This window comes from Chloroflexota bacterium (assembly GCA_011322445.1).
Classification (GTDB): Bacteria; Chloroflexota; Anaerolineae; order Anaerolineales; family DRMV01; genus DRMV01.
Genome location: DRMV01000038.1, coordinates 1 through 15,442, shown reverse-complemented (window position 1 = coordinate 15,442; position 15,442 = coordinate 1). Strand labels below are relative to the sequence as shown.

Genomic DNA, 15,442 nt, shown 5'->3' with positions numbered 1-15,442 from the left:
TCCCGGCGAAGGGCGGGGTTGCTATGTGAGGTTATCTCCCTTCAACGCCACGCAGATTTAGGGGAAAAGAGCTTCACACGCCCCAAAGCGCTTCATATCCAGCGGCTCGAACCGTTGCGTGGTGAAGTTGATAGCCCACGCCTGGAGCACCTGCACTGGCACCCGCGTATTGCCGTCATAGGTTGCCGGCAAATTCGCGGGAGCAACCTGAATGCGCGCCAGCACATAGGGCTCCAACGGCGCCACGCATTCCAGCGAAAGCACCGCGCCCATCAACGCCATAGGGTTGTCCGCCGTGGCCGGGTCCCAGAAATGGTTGCTGCTGGCGTAAAGCGCGGGGGTGAACACGATAGCCTGATTGGTGCCCGGCTGCGGCAGCGCTATCACGTCAGCGACTTCCCAATAAGGCTGGTTGCCGTTGTAGCACACCATGCGGTCGAGGAAGAAGACCAACTGGCCAGACGCCAAAGTTCTGTAAACGGTAATGGCAAAGCCCTTGCCCGAGTCGCCCGGCGTGGTGCTCAGGAGGAACCCTTCATAAGGCAAGTTGTTCACAGGAAGGCCGAGATGGCGGTAGCCGCGGTAAGAAGGCCAGTTGCCGGGCGTAGGCGTCGTGCTGGGCGCGGCCAGCATACTGGCGGTGCAAGCGCCATCGTAAGGCGGTGGCTTAGCGGGCAACGTCGCCGTGGGGGAAACCGCGGTCGGCGGGATGGGTGTAGGGGGCATCGCGGTCGGCGGCACGGCTGTGGGCTGCACCTGGGGCGAAGCGGCCGGACTCACCAGGCCTGCCACCGCGGTTTGGGTGAAGGTCAGCGCGACCTGAGTTGCCACCAGGTTAGCATCAGGGGAAGCGGTGCCGCTCTGACCAACCACGCAGGCCATCAAAAGTATAGCGAGCGCCACCAGCAGGCCCATGCGGCGGCCTGCCGCCGAAGAAAAAATGTGCATTTGGATTTATCTCCTCAAGGGGGAAAAGGCGGATAGAGTGCGACTTTCTGAAAAACGCTTGGGTATACAAAAAGTATAGCACAGGCAAGGTGCGTTTGCCCTGCGCCGTTGTGGCGTAAGCCTTGACACGCGCGCAAAGCGCGGTATCATTACGGCGCAATTAGTTAAGTGCGCTTATCTATTTAGGAGCATTAACCATGCCCGCTGAAACCGACCGCCTGCGCGCCGCGCTTCGCCGCTTGATCCAGGCCATTATGCACCCTTTTTGGCAACGGGTGCGTGCGGCGGGGCTTTCCATGCCGCAGGTGTTCGCTTTGCGCTATATCGACCACCACCGCCAGACCAACATCTCCGACCTGGCACGGGCGTTGGGCATCACTCCTGCTGCGGCCAGCCAACTCCTTCGTCGCCTGGTGGAACAAGGCTATGTCGTACGGGAAGAAAACCCCGCCGACCGTCGCAACAAGCGCTTGCGGCTGACTTCCAAAGGTGAAAACACCTTGCAATCCATCGCCTCACCAGCCCAGGGGACCACTTTCGAGCGCCTGCTGGAGCGCCTTTCGGCAGAGGAAACCAAGCAAATTCTGGATGCGCTGGAACTTTTGCTCGCCAAACTGCCCCCCGAAGAAGAGCACGAGGGTCATCCCGCCCACCCCCAGCCGAAAAAGTGAACTCCCCGCCCGCTGTGAGCCCGCAACACGCCGCGGCACACAGCACAAAATCGCGCTTTCAAGGAGGCTTTTCGTCTATGCTCCGCATTTTCAAGTACTTCAAGCCTTACATCATCCCCCTGCTCGCGGCCGTCGTCTTGCTGTTCGTCCAGGCCGACGCCGACCTCACCCTGCCCGACTATATGTCGGACATCGTGAACGTTGGCATTCAGCAGGGTGGGGTCGAACACGCCGTGCCCGAAGCCATGCGCAAGAGCACCATGGAGCACCTCGCTCTCTTCCTCACCGACGAGGAGCAGAAAGACGTGCTCGCCCACTACCGGCTGGTGGAACCCGGCACAGCCGAGGCACAAGCCGAGGTTGAAAAATACCCCGCCGTGAGCAAAGAGCCCATTTACATCCTCACCGACAACTCGCCGCAAACCATTGCCGCGCTGGAGCCCTCCCTCGGCAGAGCCATGCTGCTGGTATATGGCCTGGAGAAAATCCAGAAAAACCCTGAAGAGGCCCAAAAACTGATGCCCGGCATGGGCTTCGACCTCTCCAAACTGCCTCCCAACACCGATCTCTTCGCGTTGCTGGCAAAACTCCCGCCTGCCCAGCGAGAGCAGATTAGCGACGCGATGAACAAACGCTTTGAGGCCATCGGCGGCGAAAAGGCCATCCTTCAGGCGGCCACCCGGGCAGTCAAAGCCGAATACGAAGCCCTGGGCATGGACACTGCCAAAATCCAGAACCGCTACATTCTGCGCACGGGCGGCTTGATGCTGTTGATTGCCCTCATCTCAGCCATCGCCACCATCAGCGTGGGATATTTCGCGGCCCGGATTGCCTCGGGGGTGGGACGCGACATTCGCCATCTGCTCTTCGAGAAGGTCATGCGCTTTTCAGGCGCCGAATTCGACCGCTTCTCTACCGCTTCCCTCATCACCCGCGCCACCAACGACATCACCCAAATTCAAAACGCCATCATGCCGCTGGTGCGCCTTTCGTTCTACGCCCCCATCATTGGCATCGGGGCCGTCATTCACGCCCTCGACAAAAGCCCCTCCATGTGGTGGACCATGGCGCTGGCGGTGATCATCTTGCTGGGGTTGATTGGCGTGGTGTTCAGCATCGTCATTCCCAAATTCAAAATCATTCAGCGGTTGATCGACAAACTCAACCTGATTTTGCGTGAAAACCTGACCGGCATGATGGTCATCCGGGCATTCAACCGCCAACCCGTCGAATCGGCGCGCTTCGAGCGTTCCAACCGCGATCTGACGGAACTCAACCGCTTCGTGAACCGGGTTTTCGTCGTGATGATGCCGTTGATGATGCTCATCCTCAACGGCGTGATGATTTTGATTCTGTGGGTCGGCGCGCACGAGGTCGCGCAGTCCACCATGCAGGTTGGCGACATGATGGCCTTCATGCAATACGCCATGCAGGTGGTGTTTGCCTTCCTGATGCTCTCGATGCTGTTCATCCTGCTACCGCGCGCCGATGTTTCAGCCAACCGCGTGGCCGACGTGCTGGAAACCGACATCACCGTGCTCACACCACCCGAGCCGCAAGGCTTCCCGGAAGACTTCAAGCCGGACATCCGCTTCGACCATGTGGGTTTCCGCTACCCCACCGCCGAGGAAGACGTGCTGCACGACATCACGGTGCACATCGCCCCAGGGCAAACAGTGGGCATTATGGGCACAACCGGCTCAGGGAAATCAACGCTGGTCAACCTCATCCCGCGCTTTTACGATGTCACGGCCGGAACCGTCGCCATCAGCGGGGTAGACATTCGCGAAGTGCCACTGGAAGACCTGCGCGCCCAGATTGGCTATGTACCCCAGCGCAGCAACCTGTTCGCGGGCACGGTCGAAAGCAACTTGCGGTTTGCCAACCCCAACGCCGATGAGGAAGCCATGCGCCGCGCGCTGGAAATCGCCCAGGCGCAGTTCATCTTCGAGCATCCGGATGGGCTGAAGGCCGAGGTTTCCCAGGGCGGGGTCAACTTCTCGGGCGGGCAACGCCAACGGCTCACGATTGCCCGCGCCCTGGTGAAAGACGCGCCGATTTATATCTTCGACGAGTGCTTCTCAGCCCTGGACTACCAAACCGACGCCCGGCTGCGTCAGGCGCTGCGGAAGCACCTTGCTGGCCGCACCATCATCATCGTCTCTCAGCGCGTGGCAACCATCAAAGACGCTGACAAAATCCTGGTGCTCGACCAGGGGCGGCTCATCTGCGAAGGCCCGCACAAAGAACTGATGAAGACTTGCGAGGTTTACCGTGAAATTGCGCTTTCCCAACTGAAGCAGGAGGCTCTGGCATGAACGCGACTCCGGGAGCACGCTTTCAGGAACGGACGGCGGGCAGTGCTGCGCCACGCCGCAACAAAAGCCCTATGGGGCACATGATGCCCTTAGGCCCCGTGGAAAAGCCCACTGACTTCAAGGGCACCCTCCGCAAACTGGTGGACTACCTCAAACCTTACCAGGCCAAAATCCTCATCGTCCTTTTGCTGGCCGTGGGGTCGACGCTCTTTTCCATCGTCGGGCCGAAAATTCTGGGCAACGCCACGACCACCCTTTTCGACGGCGTGATTGCCCAACTGACCGGCACTGGCAGCGTGGATTTCGTCAAAATCGGCAACATCTTGCTCACCGCGACCGCGCTGTATGTGCTTTCCGCCGTGCTGGGCTATGCCCAAGGGTGGCTGATGACCGACGTCGCGATGGACGTCTCTTACGACCTGCGCCAGGCGCTAATGGACAAAGTCCACCGGATGCCTTTCCGCTATTTCGACGGCACCACCCACGGTGAGGTGCTCTCACGCCTGACCAACGATGTGGACACAGTCAACCGTACGCTCAACCAAAGCCTGGGGCAGGTGGTGACCTCCGCGGTTACGGTGCTGGGCATTTTGGGCATGATGCTTTCCATCAGTTGGCAGATGACGTTGATCGCCGTGCTCATCGTGCCGCTCTCTTTCGGTACCATGGCGCTCATCATCCGGGCTTCCCAAAAATACTTCGCCCAGCGGCAAGACTTTCTGGGGCATGTCAACGGCCACGTCGAAGAAATGTTCGGCGCGCACATCATCGTCAAAGCCTTCAATGGCGAGCGCAAGAGCATCGCCAAGTTCGACGAATACAACGACACGCTCTACCAGGCTTCCTGGAAAGCGCAGTTCTTCTCCGGCACCATGCGCCCCCTCATGCGCTGGATCGGCAACCTCGGCTATGTAGCGGTGGTAATCGTTGGCGGCTGGCTGGCCGTGCGCGACCTCATCACGGTGGGCGACATTCAGGCGTTCATCCAATACATGCGCTCGTTCACCCAGCCCATCACCCAACTGGCGAACATCTCCAACATCCTGCAGCAAACTGTCGCCGCGGCCGAGCGGGTCTTCGACTTCCTCGAAGAGGAAGAAGAGGAACCCGACCCCGCCGACGCCATTGCCCTGGAAAGCGTGCAGGGGCACGTCGAATTCCGCAAGGTGCGCTTCGGCTATCTGCCGGGGAAGCCGGTCATCAAGGGCTTTACCGCCGACATCCAGCCGGGGCAAAAGGTCGCCATCGTCGGCCCCACGGGCGCGGGCAAGACCACCATCGTGAAGTTGCTCATGCGCTTCTATGATGTGGACGAAGGCGCGATCTTGATCGACGGCCACGACGTGCGGGAATTCCGCCGCGCCGACCTGCGCCGCCTCTTCGGCATGGTACTGCAAGACACCTGGCTGTTCAACGGCACCGTGCGGGAAAACATCCGCTACGGGCGGCTGGACGCTACCGACGAGGAAGTGGAAGCCGCGGCCAGGGCTGCACACGCGCACCACTTCATCCAGGCGCTGCCCGGCGGCTACGACTTCGTCATCAACGAGGAAGTCACCAACATCTCGCAAGGGCAAAAGCAGCTCATTACCATTGCTCGCGCCATTCTGGCCGACCCGCCCATGCTGATTCTGGATGAGGCCACCAGTTCGGTCGATACCCATACCGAATTACTCATCCAGGCCGCGATGGACAAGTTGATGAAAGGCCGCACCAGTTTCGTGATCGCTCACCGGCTTTCCACAATTCGCGACGCAGACCTGATTCTGGTGATGCGCGACGGCAATATCGTCGAGCAAGGCACCCACGACGAACTGCTGGCCAAAGGCGGCTTCTACGCCGAACTTTACAACAGCCAGTTTGCCGTGCGCGCCGCCGAAGCCGCCGAGGCATTGGCCGCGGCATAAACCGGGATCTCCCCCCTGCCGGCACGGCGGGGCTCTGGCTTCCCAGGGTAGCCAGGGTGCGTCCCGACTTCAGGTAAAAAAACACCGCGGATGGGGCAAAATCGCTGCCTCATCCGCGGTTGGTTTTTAACACGCCGGGCTGCTACGGGAGCCGCAACCACACCACCACCGGGTCGTGGTCGGACTTCCGGATGGGCGAGGTGTCGTCGGGCGGCGGAGGCGGGTAGTCGGCGTCGGCATGGAAGACCGCCACCTTCAACAGCAAATCATCCAGGTTAGGCGTCACCAGCACATGGTCTAAAGTCTGCACTTCTCCCTTGTAAATGTAGGTGTAGCGGGAAACCGCGTCCATGCCGTCCATCACATGCACCAGCCCGCCCTTCCGCAGGGCGTTGATGGGCGGCGAGTCGAAGTACGAGTTCAGGTCGCCCATCAGGATGATGCGCGCCTGCGGGTCAGCCTGCCGAATGCGACGAATGACCTCCAGATTCCATTTGGCCTGCGCCAGCCGTCGCGGTTCGGTCACTTTTTCGCCGCCTGCCATGGAAGTGAAGTGGTTGACGATGGCATACACTTCAAAAGGCGCGCTGCCGCCGCTCACCTGCAAATGCACGACCAGCGGCGGGCGCGGCGTCAGCCCTTCGGGCGCGTCGTATTGCTTCACATCCAGGATTTTCACGCGGTCGGTGCGGATCAGGAAGCCGACATCAATGCCGCGCGCGTCGTGGCCTTCGATGAGCACAGCCTGATAATGCCACGGCTTGAGCACGTCGGTGGCGGCCACATCGTTGAGCACGCGGACGTTTTCCACTTCCTCCAGCCCCACCACCAGCGGGAAGCCCGCGTCGGCGATGGTGTTAGCCACCTTCTGCACACTGATGTGATATTGCTGCGGCGTGGGCATCGGCGGGTCGCTGGGGTTGGGCGGCTGGTCGTCGAAAAAGTTCTCGGTGTTCCAGGTCATCACGCTGAGCACATCGGCGGGCGTCTTTGGCAGCGGCTGAAGGTTGTGCGGCTCGGCTTCCACCGTGGGTTCCTGCAGCGGCTCGATTTTGTACGCGCCGTAAGTGTAGGCCAGCGGCCCGGCAGGAATGCTCAGGCGGTCGCCTGTGGTGGCACGATAGGGCATCCCTTTGGCCGAGCGGTACACTGCCGAAGAACCGTCGTCTACGAACATCAGGAAGCCATCTTCAGCCCCGCGGGGGATGTGCCTGCCGTCGGGCAGGTCTTGCAGGTCGGCCAGCGGGATGACCGGCGTTTCGCCGTAGCGGTTGGTGGGGCCGACGGCCACGACTTCCTGCGGCGCGGCCACCAACATGCCCTCCAGGTGCTCGTAATACGCCTCGGCCTGCTGCGGGTCGGTGGGCGGGTCGAGGGTCACGGGCCTGGGTTCGGGGGCTTCGCCTTCCACCGTGAAGGCGTCGGCTGAGGCCAGTTCGATGACCGTCTGCTGCCAGGCTTCCCGCACCGTGCCCGTGACCTGCACCTTGTGGCCGTAAAGCCGCTGCACGAAGCCAGGCTTCTGCAACCCCACAGCCTGCCACAGCGTTTTCGGAATACTGACGAACAACCCTTCCGAGGTGTCGGGGTCGTCGTCGGGCTTGAGATCCTGGATGAAGAAACCGCCCAACTCAGGAAACACGCCGGTCACCACGCCTTCGGTAGTCAGTTCCTCACCGCGATAAGGCGATTTGAAGCCATCGCCCTGGATGGCCCAAATGGGCACGGTGTTGCCGAGGAAAACGAAGCGTGTCGGGCCGGTGGCGGGCTGCTGCCACTGGTCGGCGGTGGCCTGATAGCCGGCGAGGGCGAGGTGCCCCTGCGTGGCCGTCGCCGTGAGGGTGGCTTCCACGCTGATTTTCTGCCCGGCCTTCAGGGTGGGAAGGCGCCACACCACCGCACCGCCTTCCACCGCGCCGCCGTGGTCGGCCTGCTGGAAGGCCGCACCCGCAGGCAGCGGCAGGCGGATTTGCAGGTGGCTCAGCGCGTCGGCGGTGTGGTTGGCCGCCGTCAGCGTCACGGTGAAGGGCTTGCCGGGCCTGACATACAGCGGCGCCTGCACGCTCAGCGCGAGCACCGGCGGGTACTGCGGTACGATGTCGCTCTGGCGGCGGGGGTAGAGTTGTATGTTGCCGTCGCGTTCTTCCAGAATGCCGGTCAGTTGGGCGTCCTGCCCGACTTCCAGCACCTCCAGCGGGTTGGCCTGGGTATTCTTGTCGATGTACACGCCGAGGTTGTGGCCGCTTTCGTCGGAGAGGGTGAGGGTGTAACTGTAGGAATGCTCGCTCAGGGCGGTGACGGTGCCGCGCACGGTTACGAGGCGGCCTTCCAGTTCGGGCGAAGCGGCTTCTTCGAGGGAAACCGGCAGCGGCTTCGGCTCGTGCACACCCGCTTCGGTGAGGATTTTGATGTCGGCGGGCACCTGTTTGGGCTGAATCTGCACCGCGCCGCGATACACAGCAATCACGCCGCGCACCTGTACTTTCGCGCCAATGGGCACGTCGATCTGCCCTGCGCCGCCAAACACCTGAATCTGGATGCCGCCGGTATCGTCCTGCACATAGAACTTGGTGTTACCGCCGCCGGCGTAGAAGCCGCCGGTGTACATGGTGGCGATGCCTTCCACCATCACTTCGGTGCCCTGGGGCAGGGTGCGCGCCACGCCGATGGGAATCGCCCCGCCGCCGATGGCTACGGCCTGCGGCGCACCGAAGGCATAACGGCTGTCGGCCTGGGCGTAAAAGCCGCTCGCGCGGGCAGTGAGGTAGGTCCACGGGGCCTGGAAAGTGAGCGGCAGCGCGGTTTGTTTCCCGGCTTCCAGGCTGGCGATGTGCCACACCAGCACGCCGCCCGTGGGCGTGGCTGCGGCGTGGTCGGCCACCTTCAGCCCCGCGGGGATGGGAAAGCGCACCGTGATGTCTTTCAAAGCCTGCGAGCCGGTGTTGGTGAACACGAGGGGGGCGTCGAAGGTCGCGCCGGGCTTAACCTGCGCCGGGGCTTTCCACACTAAGGTGGCAGGCAGGGCGTAAGCAGCCACCAGCGGGCTGCCGGTATTGGCGGGCTGGGGCTTGCCCACCTGGAAGTCGGCGGCGTTGTCGTCGGTATCCTGCCCGTTGCCCTGCGCCCCGCCCGGCTTGCGGAGGAGCGCCTCGCCGTTGCGGAAGCCGGACGCGGGCTGGCCCTCGGCAAAGGAGGCCGGGCCGTTGCTGCCCCACGCCACGCTGTCTACCGCTTTGCCGTCGGTGGTGCGCAGTTGCAGGCCGCCCCGCGGCGGCACGATGGGCGTCTCGAAGGTGGCGTCGGGCGTCAGGCCGACGTCTTCGCCGGTGTGTGCCAGCAGGTAATGGCCGCCGGGCGGCACCAGGGCGTGCTCCTGCCAGCAGTAGAGCAATTGCGGCTTTGCTTTGTCGTCCAGCCGATACCACAGCGACCAGCCCTGCAGGTCGACGATCTGGCCGGTGGGGTTGTAGAGCACGATGAAGTCGTGGTTGTTGTCGCCGTCCACCCCGGCCATAACCTGTGCGATGACGAGATGGTCTGCTGCAGCAACGGCTGGCGTGGCCGTTGCGGGTGCGGCCGTGGGGGGCGCGGGGGTGTTGGGGCCGCAAGCAGCCAACGCTACCGCAAGGAAGGCAAGAAGGATCCACGTTGCAACGCGCAGGGCGCGGGGAACATAATGTGAGTTGCAGGATGCAGGTTGCAGAAAACGACGCATGGGGGTTCTCTCCCGAGAAGACAAAGGTTATGGAGAAATTATAAACCTGTTAGGGGAAGTCGCGAGAGTGAGAGGGTGGGGAGGTAACCGTTTCATCTTGGGTTGACAAAATAGCGTAAGAGTCTATCCGAAAAAACGGAAAGGGTTGAAAAAGCAAGCGTAACCTGCTAAAAAGGGTATCCCAACACCACTTTAGCGAGGTTACGCTATGCGTAAAAAATCCTAACACAAAACCAACCAGTCCGGACTATTTTCGTGTGCCAAGAAATCTGTGGCGCATTCTCGAGCGCGAACTTCCTAAGCCACCTAAGCAAAAGAAGCGTGGGCGGCCCCGTGTAGACAACCGTCGTGTCCTCAATGAGATTTAGTATGTGTTGTGGACAGGCTGTCAATGGAAAGCGGTACATCGGGATTGGTTTGGTGTCTCCAGCAGTGTGTTGCATGAGCGGTTTCAAACCTGGCAACGCGAAGGCCGTTGGGAGCGCCCTACGCTGCATCGTGCGGTACTATGCCCGAGGACGGCGCATCGCTTGGAAGTGGCAAAGTAGACAGTAAAAGCAGCGTTCCAGCCCCTTTAGGCGGGGCGCAAACGGGAAGGAACCCCACCGACCGCGGCAAGAGAGATAGCGAGATCTACATTCTCGTTGACCAACGCAGGGCACCGTTGGCCGTCTACATCAGCGGAGCCAACCAGCACGACAAATGGTTCGTGGATGAACAGGTCTTCTCCATTGTGGTTCGTCGGCCTACGGTGGAGCAACATTTGTGCGCTGACAAGGGATACAATTACCCTGATGTTCATCAATTTGTGCTCCAAGAACGCTATGTGGCTCACATCAAGCATCGTCGCCGACGCGGAGAACCGGTTGTGGAGGCCTTACCACCCGGCGAAACCCTCTACCCAGCCCGACGCTGGGTCGTTGAGCGCATCTTGAAATGGTTAGTGAAACGCCGGAGCGTTCGCACTCGTTGGTGCAAAAAACCAGAGAACTATTTGGCCTTCGTGTTATTCGCTGCTGCCTCCATTGTGCACGATTTGGCTTTTTTCGGATAGACTCTATGTCTTTCCTTGCGTCTGCGTAGTCCCTGGCTCTTGCCTTGCCCCAACTTATAGAGCGTATCCAGAACATTAACCAGCTTGTGGGAGACAAAGCCCAAGGCACACGGTCATTTTCTTCCTTACAAATCTTTTCCGCTTTACCCATTTGCCAAAAGAAGAAAAGCCACCATAGAATGGAGAGTAAGTATACAAACAAGGGCATCATTTTTCTCCTATGGCACTTTTTGCCAGTAAATCCTTTCGCGAGGCTGTATATTAAGAGCCAAGCCCTGGTGGCAAGCGCCCTGCCTTTACTAAAGCGCCAAGAAATTGTCCAACCACTCCCGTTGGATCGCCCATATCAAGGGCGTCATACGCTTTTCAAAGAGTGAAACCCCCACAGACATAAAAATTGCTTATGGGGCAGATGAAAAAACCGGGTAGCATTTCACCCAATTCTGTGATGAGACAATAATACAGGAATTCCGCGACTGCTTCGCGACCACCGGCACAGGGTAAGATAACAAGAAAAAATCTTGCCACCGACCATTTCCCAGCGGAATTTTCTCTTGTAGCATACCATTGCTTTCCTGAAGTATATATAAATTGTAAGCGTCTCGAAAAAACACCAACCCGTCGGTCGTTTGAGGGGCGTGTCGGACGCGTCCTTCGATGCTTTCGTAAATCCAATGAGTGTGTCCTTGAGGGAAGGATACACTTGCGACAGATTTCCCAGTAGAAAAGAGAATGGAATGTTGATGAATGCTGATGGTGTCCACGTCGGTTTCATCTCCAAGTGGTATTTCCCCTAAAACCTTCCCGGCCTCACTCAAGACAACCACATAAACGTTTTTGCGCTGTCCAACAGCAACGCAAACACGATGGTCAATGACCTTTGCTTTATAGGCGTCTCTGATAGCAAAATGATGGATGAGATTGCCATTCTTGATGTTTATTGCAAATACCCCCTGGTAAATCGCGGGGACGTAAACGACAGACGAATCTATCGCGATGTCGACACTTGCCCGCAGCGAGAGCGGATAGCGCCAGATCTCTTTGCCGGTAGCGAGGCTATAAGCCACTACCGGCCCAAACCGTCGCACCACAACAAGGATATTTTGGCCACAGGCCATAGAAACGATGCGAGACGAAGTATCGTCATGGGGCATCGTATTTTGCCATAACAGATAACCTTTCTGAGCATCAAAAGCCATTAGCGAGGAATCCAGTTTTGGAAAAACCACAATGCCGCCACACAATAAAGGCGCTATATTTTGCCCTGTGTAACGAGGAAAACGCCATATCTCTTCCCCTGTGTTGAGGTTTAGCGCACGGGCGCTCTGGGAGGTGGAAACAAAAACCAGATCTCCCGCAGTACTAACAGCGAGTACCTTCTCTTCTGTATCTACAGACCACAATGCCGCAGGCGGGTGTGGGGCAGAAGAAGAACGCGGTGAAGAAAGTGAGGAATATCCCCCTGCTGCCACAACCAACAAAGTTGCTGCTATGAACATTGCCAGTAAAGCAACTGTAGCAAAGGTAACAATGTCCCTCAGTGAGAATCGCATTGTGCTCTCCTAACTGCTTCCATCTTGGCATTGAATGCTACGTTCAGGCGCGGAAGTCACGGTGTCAGGTTTGTTGTCGTTTTGGAATGAAGAAGAGCGCCGTTGTCTCTCACCCAAATACATAGTTTTCCTCAATGGTGTAGGGCAATCAAGAGAATTTGTGATAAAGATGCATTTGCTTCTTTGAAGGCGTAAAAGGTGAGAAACAACCAGAAGATTCCTGTGACCACCCATGCGAATTTCACGGGATTCGTATAAGTATCTCTTGGAGACCATTTGGTGTTCCGAAGGGGGAATCTTTCAGGGGCTAAAATAGGAATCCCTGCAATCCAATGGGTCATGGTGAGTAAAAGGAGAAAATATCCAATTCCCCCAAACCATAGGAGGAAGCAAGAGACCATAAGAGAAAGCAGTATCAGCGAAGATAGAGAAAGGCGGATTTTCATGGTAGCGATTTTGGGTGGGTCTGATAGGCTGGTGGCGGTTTGGCCTCTTACTTTGCCATGCTCGCGATCTGGGGCTTGCCTTGTGGCACTATTGGCTCGTGTCTTTCTCTTTCTTTTTCCATGGGTCATCGTGATACAGCACCCCTTTGAAGGGATACTCCTCAGGCAATGGCGCTTTCTCCAACACGGGTATCCCTTTATGCCGGGCGACTTCCAATCGCGATACATAGGCTTGCCATTCTGATACTGTGGGAATGCCGCTATCCAACGCATAGTAGGTTAGCCGCAGGACTTGGTGGAGTGTTCGCGCAAACAAGTCCAATACATATTTCCTCGGAGATTTATGCCGCGGCAATTCTTTCCAGATTTCTACCAGCCTTTGCAAGGTGTCGGTGAGTTCTTTTTCGTACTTCAGACGCATGTATTCTCCAAATGCCCGCCGCACTTTCTCCGCATGGACGGCGTCTTCGTACCAGAATTCCAGCCCAAAACTATATCCAATAGCCTCCAGGAATTTTTTGTTGGCTTCGTAAAACAGCATGGCGTCCCTAACGGCTTGATAGTAAAGGGGAAAACGAGCGTTGATGAACGTCTGTTGATACGTCAAACCTTTCTTCAGGAAAAAATTCTGCTGCTTAAAAAGCCGTTCTGCCCGCGGTAGATATTTGCGCAAGGCAAAACGGAGTTCCCCGTATTCCCCGCCCTGCCTTTTTTGCGTTTCCACGGCACCGAGGTCGGCATGCATCATGGTGACGAAAGCCTTCGCAAAGAGAAAAGGATCCTGAATTGCGCAGCCCTGTTTGTCGAACACGATCCAGCCTCGCAATTTGACCCAGGGCCTGATTTGCCACCAGGGCTGTCGGAAAAAGTAACTGACCAGGAAATATGGTTCTCCGTCAATGTGAAGGGGAGGTGCATCGTAGGAAGTGGCTTCCCCTTTCTCGCGCAAAGCCCTGATGGCTTTGAAAACGACCGGATATTTTCTGCACAGGTAGCGTTTGCGTCGCTTTTCTTGATGGTAGAAGTACTCAGGAAGCCCCCATACAAACCACACTACCACATATCCTACCAATAAAAAAAACAAGTAGGAACGCGCGCGTATACGCAGCAATAGAGGCGCGCTTATTCCTGCAGCCACCAAAAACGTGTTGATACTCCAAAAACCAATGCGATTGAAACTGATGCCTTTGGCCCGTTTTCGAACCGGTTGTTCGCTCAATCGGCGAAATTCTTCAAAGTAGTCCTCTGCAGTTTTAAGAGAATGCATGTTGCACTCCTGCCTATGGCATGATGTTCTTCACTGTATCAGTAATCCACTTCCAGTTCTGCATTACAAGCCCAGCACCCTCAAATGCTAAGCCAGCAGTTAGTAGCACGCCTCCAACGGCGACACCTGGCGGCCCCCCAAACAAAGCGACTGCCGCCCCCGCAGTTAGAAACGCACCGCCAATCGCTTGCGTCGCTACACCCACTCGCTCTGTCCAAGTACTCCTTGAGGTGTAAGGGGCAATGGTAGGGTCCGTTACGAGTCGCTTTGCCCCACTTACATAGTCAATAGCCCCAACAAGGCCTTGTATCAGTACTAAAGGTTTGCCAAGGGGCGAGCGGAGCATTCTCCCAAGCCAATCCACTCCTTGAAATGTACCATACGCCTGCGAAAAGCCTTGGCGGATATTGAGCAAACCGTCTAATGTGCCTCCTGCCCCCAGCACATCGCGGGCAGTTTCCGGGTGAGTATCCTGTATTGATTGGCCGTAAAGTTGCAAAGCCAAAGGTGTAAGGTTTAGTGCACCTTCCGAAAACGTACGCATACCGTCAGAGAATTCGGCAAGTTCCGTATAGTTGATGCGCTTGCTGGTTTCGTCGGGGATAGCATTCAATCTTTGGATGTATTCTTCCGGTGATGTAACGGTGCCTCGGGCAGCATCCCGATTGAGTTGAGCCAGGGAGATTTCTCCCCATGTTGGGACATGGGAAAATGGTTTGAACATGCGCCACGCGGCTCGTGCAGCAGTTGTACCGCCAATAAAGACGTCTCTTCCACCGTCCAAGGCATCCAAAAAAATCTCGCATGGATGCAGAGTCAGGCACTGAAAAAGGTTCGAGCACCTTGTCAGCAGACGTGGCTGCCACCTCGTGCGCGTGGGCCATTTGCCCATAGTCGGCCTGTTTCCACGAAGCAAGGTCTACCGGTCTCTCGGTCACATACCCTTTTCGCAGGCCATGCGGGGTGTAAGAGCCATCGGGCTTCGTTGGCCCCGGCTGCGGCGTGCGGCCTGTGGCGGCCTCCTCCAACGGCACTTCGCCGTCGAGCAGCAAATGGGTTTTGCCGGCGTGCGGAAGGGTAGCATTCTCTGACGGCGGGTCTTCATCACCGTCATCGCTGCTGCCACTCTTGGATGTCTTCTTCCTGGCCTGGGCGCTTGCCACCGCGGCAATCAACGCGGCGGCTTTCATCCGCTGCGCGGCCAGCCTTGCCGCCCGTGCGGCGCGTTCACGGGCTTCTTCTATCGCATGTTGCAGCCGTTTGCGCCGGGCATACGCCGCCCAGGCCGCGAGAAACGCCGCTGCCGCCCCGCCCCACAGGGGCAGGTTGCCCAAGGGCCGCCGCGGGGCTTCGGGCGGCGAGGTGGTAACATGCGCCGTAGTGTCCACCACCACCGGCCCGCTGCCGGGGTTCCCGCCGCTGTTGGGCGCGGCGGGCGCCTGCGGCGGGGCGTTGCTGCCCGTGTGCGGCGCCGCCGTCGCCGTGGGCGTGGACGTGGGCACCACTACCGGCCCTGCGGGCAGGGTCGCCGTGGGCAGCGGGGTAGCCGTGGGCAGCGCCGTC

General features: G+C 58.5%; 12 protein-coding genes. 6 read left to right on the top strand and 6 right to left on the bottom strand.

The genetic code is table 11. The features are described 5' to 3' along the window. Positions 1 to 57: 57 nt before the first annotated feature. Complete coding sequence (locus ENJ54_07940; GenBank protein HFC09759.1) at positions 58 to 948, bottom strand: hypothetical protein; 891 nt, start codon at positions 946 to 948, stop codon at positions 58 to 60. 197 nt (positions 949 to 1,145) lie between these two features. On the opposite strand from ENJ54_07940, the gene ENJ54_07935 reads away from it, so the two are divergent. The 3 genes from ENJ54_07935 (at position 1,146) to ENJ54_07925 (ending at position 5,844) form a co-directional block, all read left to right on the top strand. Then, a complete protein-coding gene (locus ENJ54_07935; protein ID HFC09758.1) occupies positions 1,146 to 1,619 on the top strand; it encodes a MarR family transcriptional regulator in 474 nt (157 codons plus the stop codon). A gap of 77 nt (positions 1,620 to 1,696) precedes the next feature. Next, positions 1,697 to 3,937, top strand: coding sequence for an ATP-binding cassette domain-containing protein (locus ENJ54_07930; GenBank protein ID HFC09757.1), 2,241 nt, complete (start codon positions 1,697 to 1,699; stop codon positions 3,935 to 3,937). 71 nt (positions 3,938 to 4,008) lie between these two features. Beyond that, on the top strand, positions 4,009 to 5,844 hold the full coding sequence (locus tag ENJ54_07925) for an ABC transporter ATP-binding protein (protein ID HFC09756.1): 1,836 nt from the start codon (positions 4,009 to 4,011) through the stop codon (positions 5,842 to 5,844). A gap of 142 nt (positions 5,845 to 5,986) precedes the next feature. On the opposite strand, the gene ENJ54_07920 is transcribed toward ENJ54_07925, so the two are convergent. Next, positions 5,987 to 9,559 carry a DUF11 domain-containing protein gene (locus ENJ54_07920; protein HFC09755.1) on the bottom strand — a complete coding sequence of 1,191 codons (3,573 nt, stop codon included), beginning with the start codon at positions 9,557 to 9,559 and terminating at the stop codon, positions 5,987 to 5,989. Between the two features lie 371 nt (positions 9,560 to 9,930). Between ENJ54_07920 and ENJ54_07915 the strand changes: the two genes are divergently transcribed. After that, positions 9,931 to 10,107, top strand: coding sequence for a hypothetical protein (locus ENJ54_07915; GenBank protein HFC09754.1), 177 nt, complete (start codon positions 9,931 to 9,933; stop codon positions 10,105 to 10,107). Beyond that, positions 10,068 to 10,613, top strand: coding sequence for a hypothetical protein (locus ENJ54_07910; protein HFC09753.1), 546 nt, complete (start codon positions 10,068 to 10,070; stop codon positions 10,611 to 10,613). The genes ENJ54_07915 and ENJ54_07910 overlap by 40 nt, the downstream gene beginning before the upstream one ends. A 401-nt stretch (positions 10,614 to 11,014) precedes the next feature. On the opposite strand, the gene ENJ54_07905 is transcribed toward ENJ54_07910, so the two are convergent. The 4 genes from ENJ54_07905 to ENJ54_07890 all read right to left on the bottom strand — a co-directional run bounded on the left by ENJ54_07905 (position 11,015) and on the right by ENJ54_07890 (position 14,603). Further along, a complete protein-coding gene (locus ENJ54_07905) occupies positions 11,015 to 12,166 on the bottom strand; it encodes a hypothetical protein (GenBank protein ID HFC09752.1) in 1,152 nt (383 codons plus the stop codon). A 131-nt stretch (positions 12,167 to 12,297) separates the two neighbouring features. Next, positions 12,298 to 12,612, bottom strand: a complete 315-nt coding sequence (locus tag ENJ54_07900) for a hypothetical protein (protein ID HFC09751.1) — start codon at positions 12,610 to 12,612, stop codon at positions 12,298 to 12,300. Positions 12,613 to 12,700: 88 nt separating this feature from the next. After that, positions 12,701 to 13,879: a hypothetical protein gene (locus tag ENJ54_07895; GenBank protein ID HFC09750.1), complete on the bottom strand. Its 1,179-nt coding sequence runs from the start codon at positions 13,877 to 13,879 to the stop codon at positions 12,701 to 12,703. A gap of 13 nt (positions 13,880 to 13,892) precedes the next feature. Beyond that, the gene (locus ENJ54_07890; protein HFC09749.1) at positions 13,893 to 14,603 is read right to left on the bottom strand and encodes a hypothetical protein; all 711 of its coding nucleotides are present in this window, start codon (positions 14,601 to 14,603) and stop codon (positions 13,893 to 13,895) included. Between the two features lie 404 nt (positions 14,604 to 15,007). On the opposite strand from ENJ54_07890, the gene ENJ54_07885 reads away from it, so the two are divergent. After that, the coding region (locus ENJ54_07885) for a hypothetical protein (protein ID HFC09748.1) at positions 15,008 to 15,442 on the top strand (435 nt) is incomplete at its 3' end.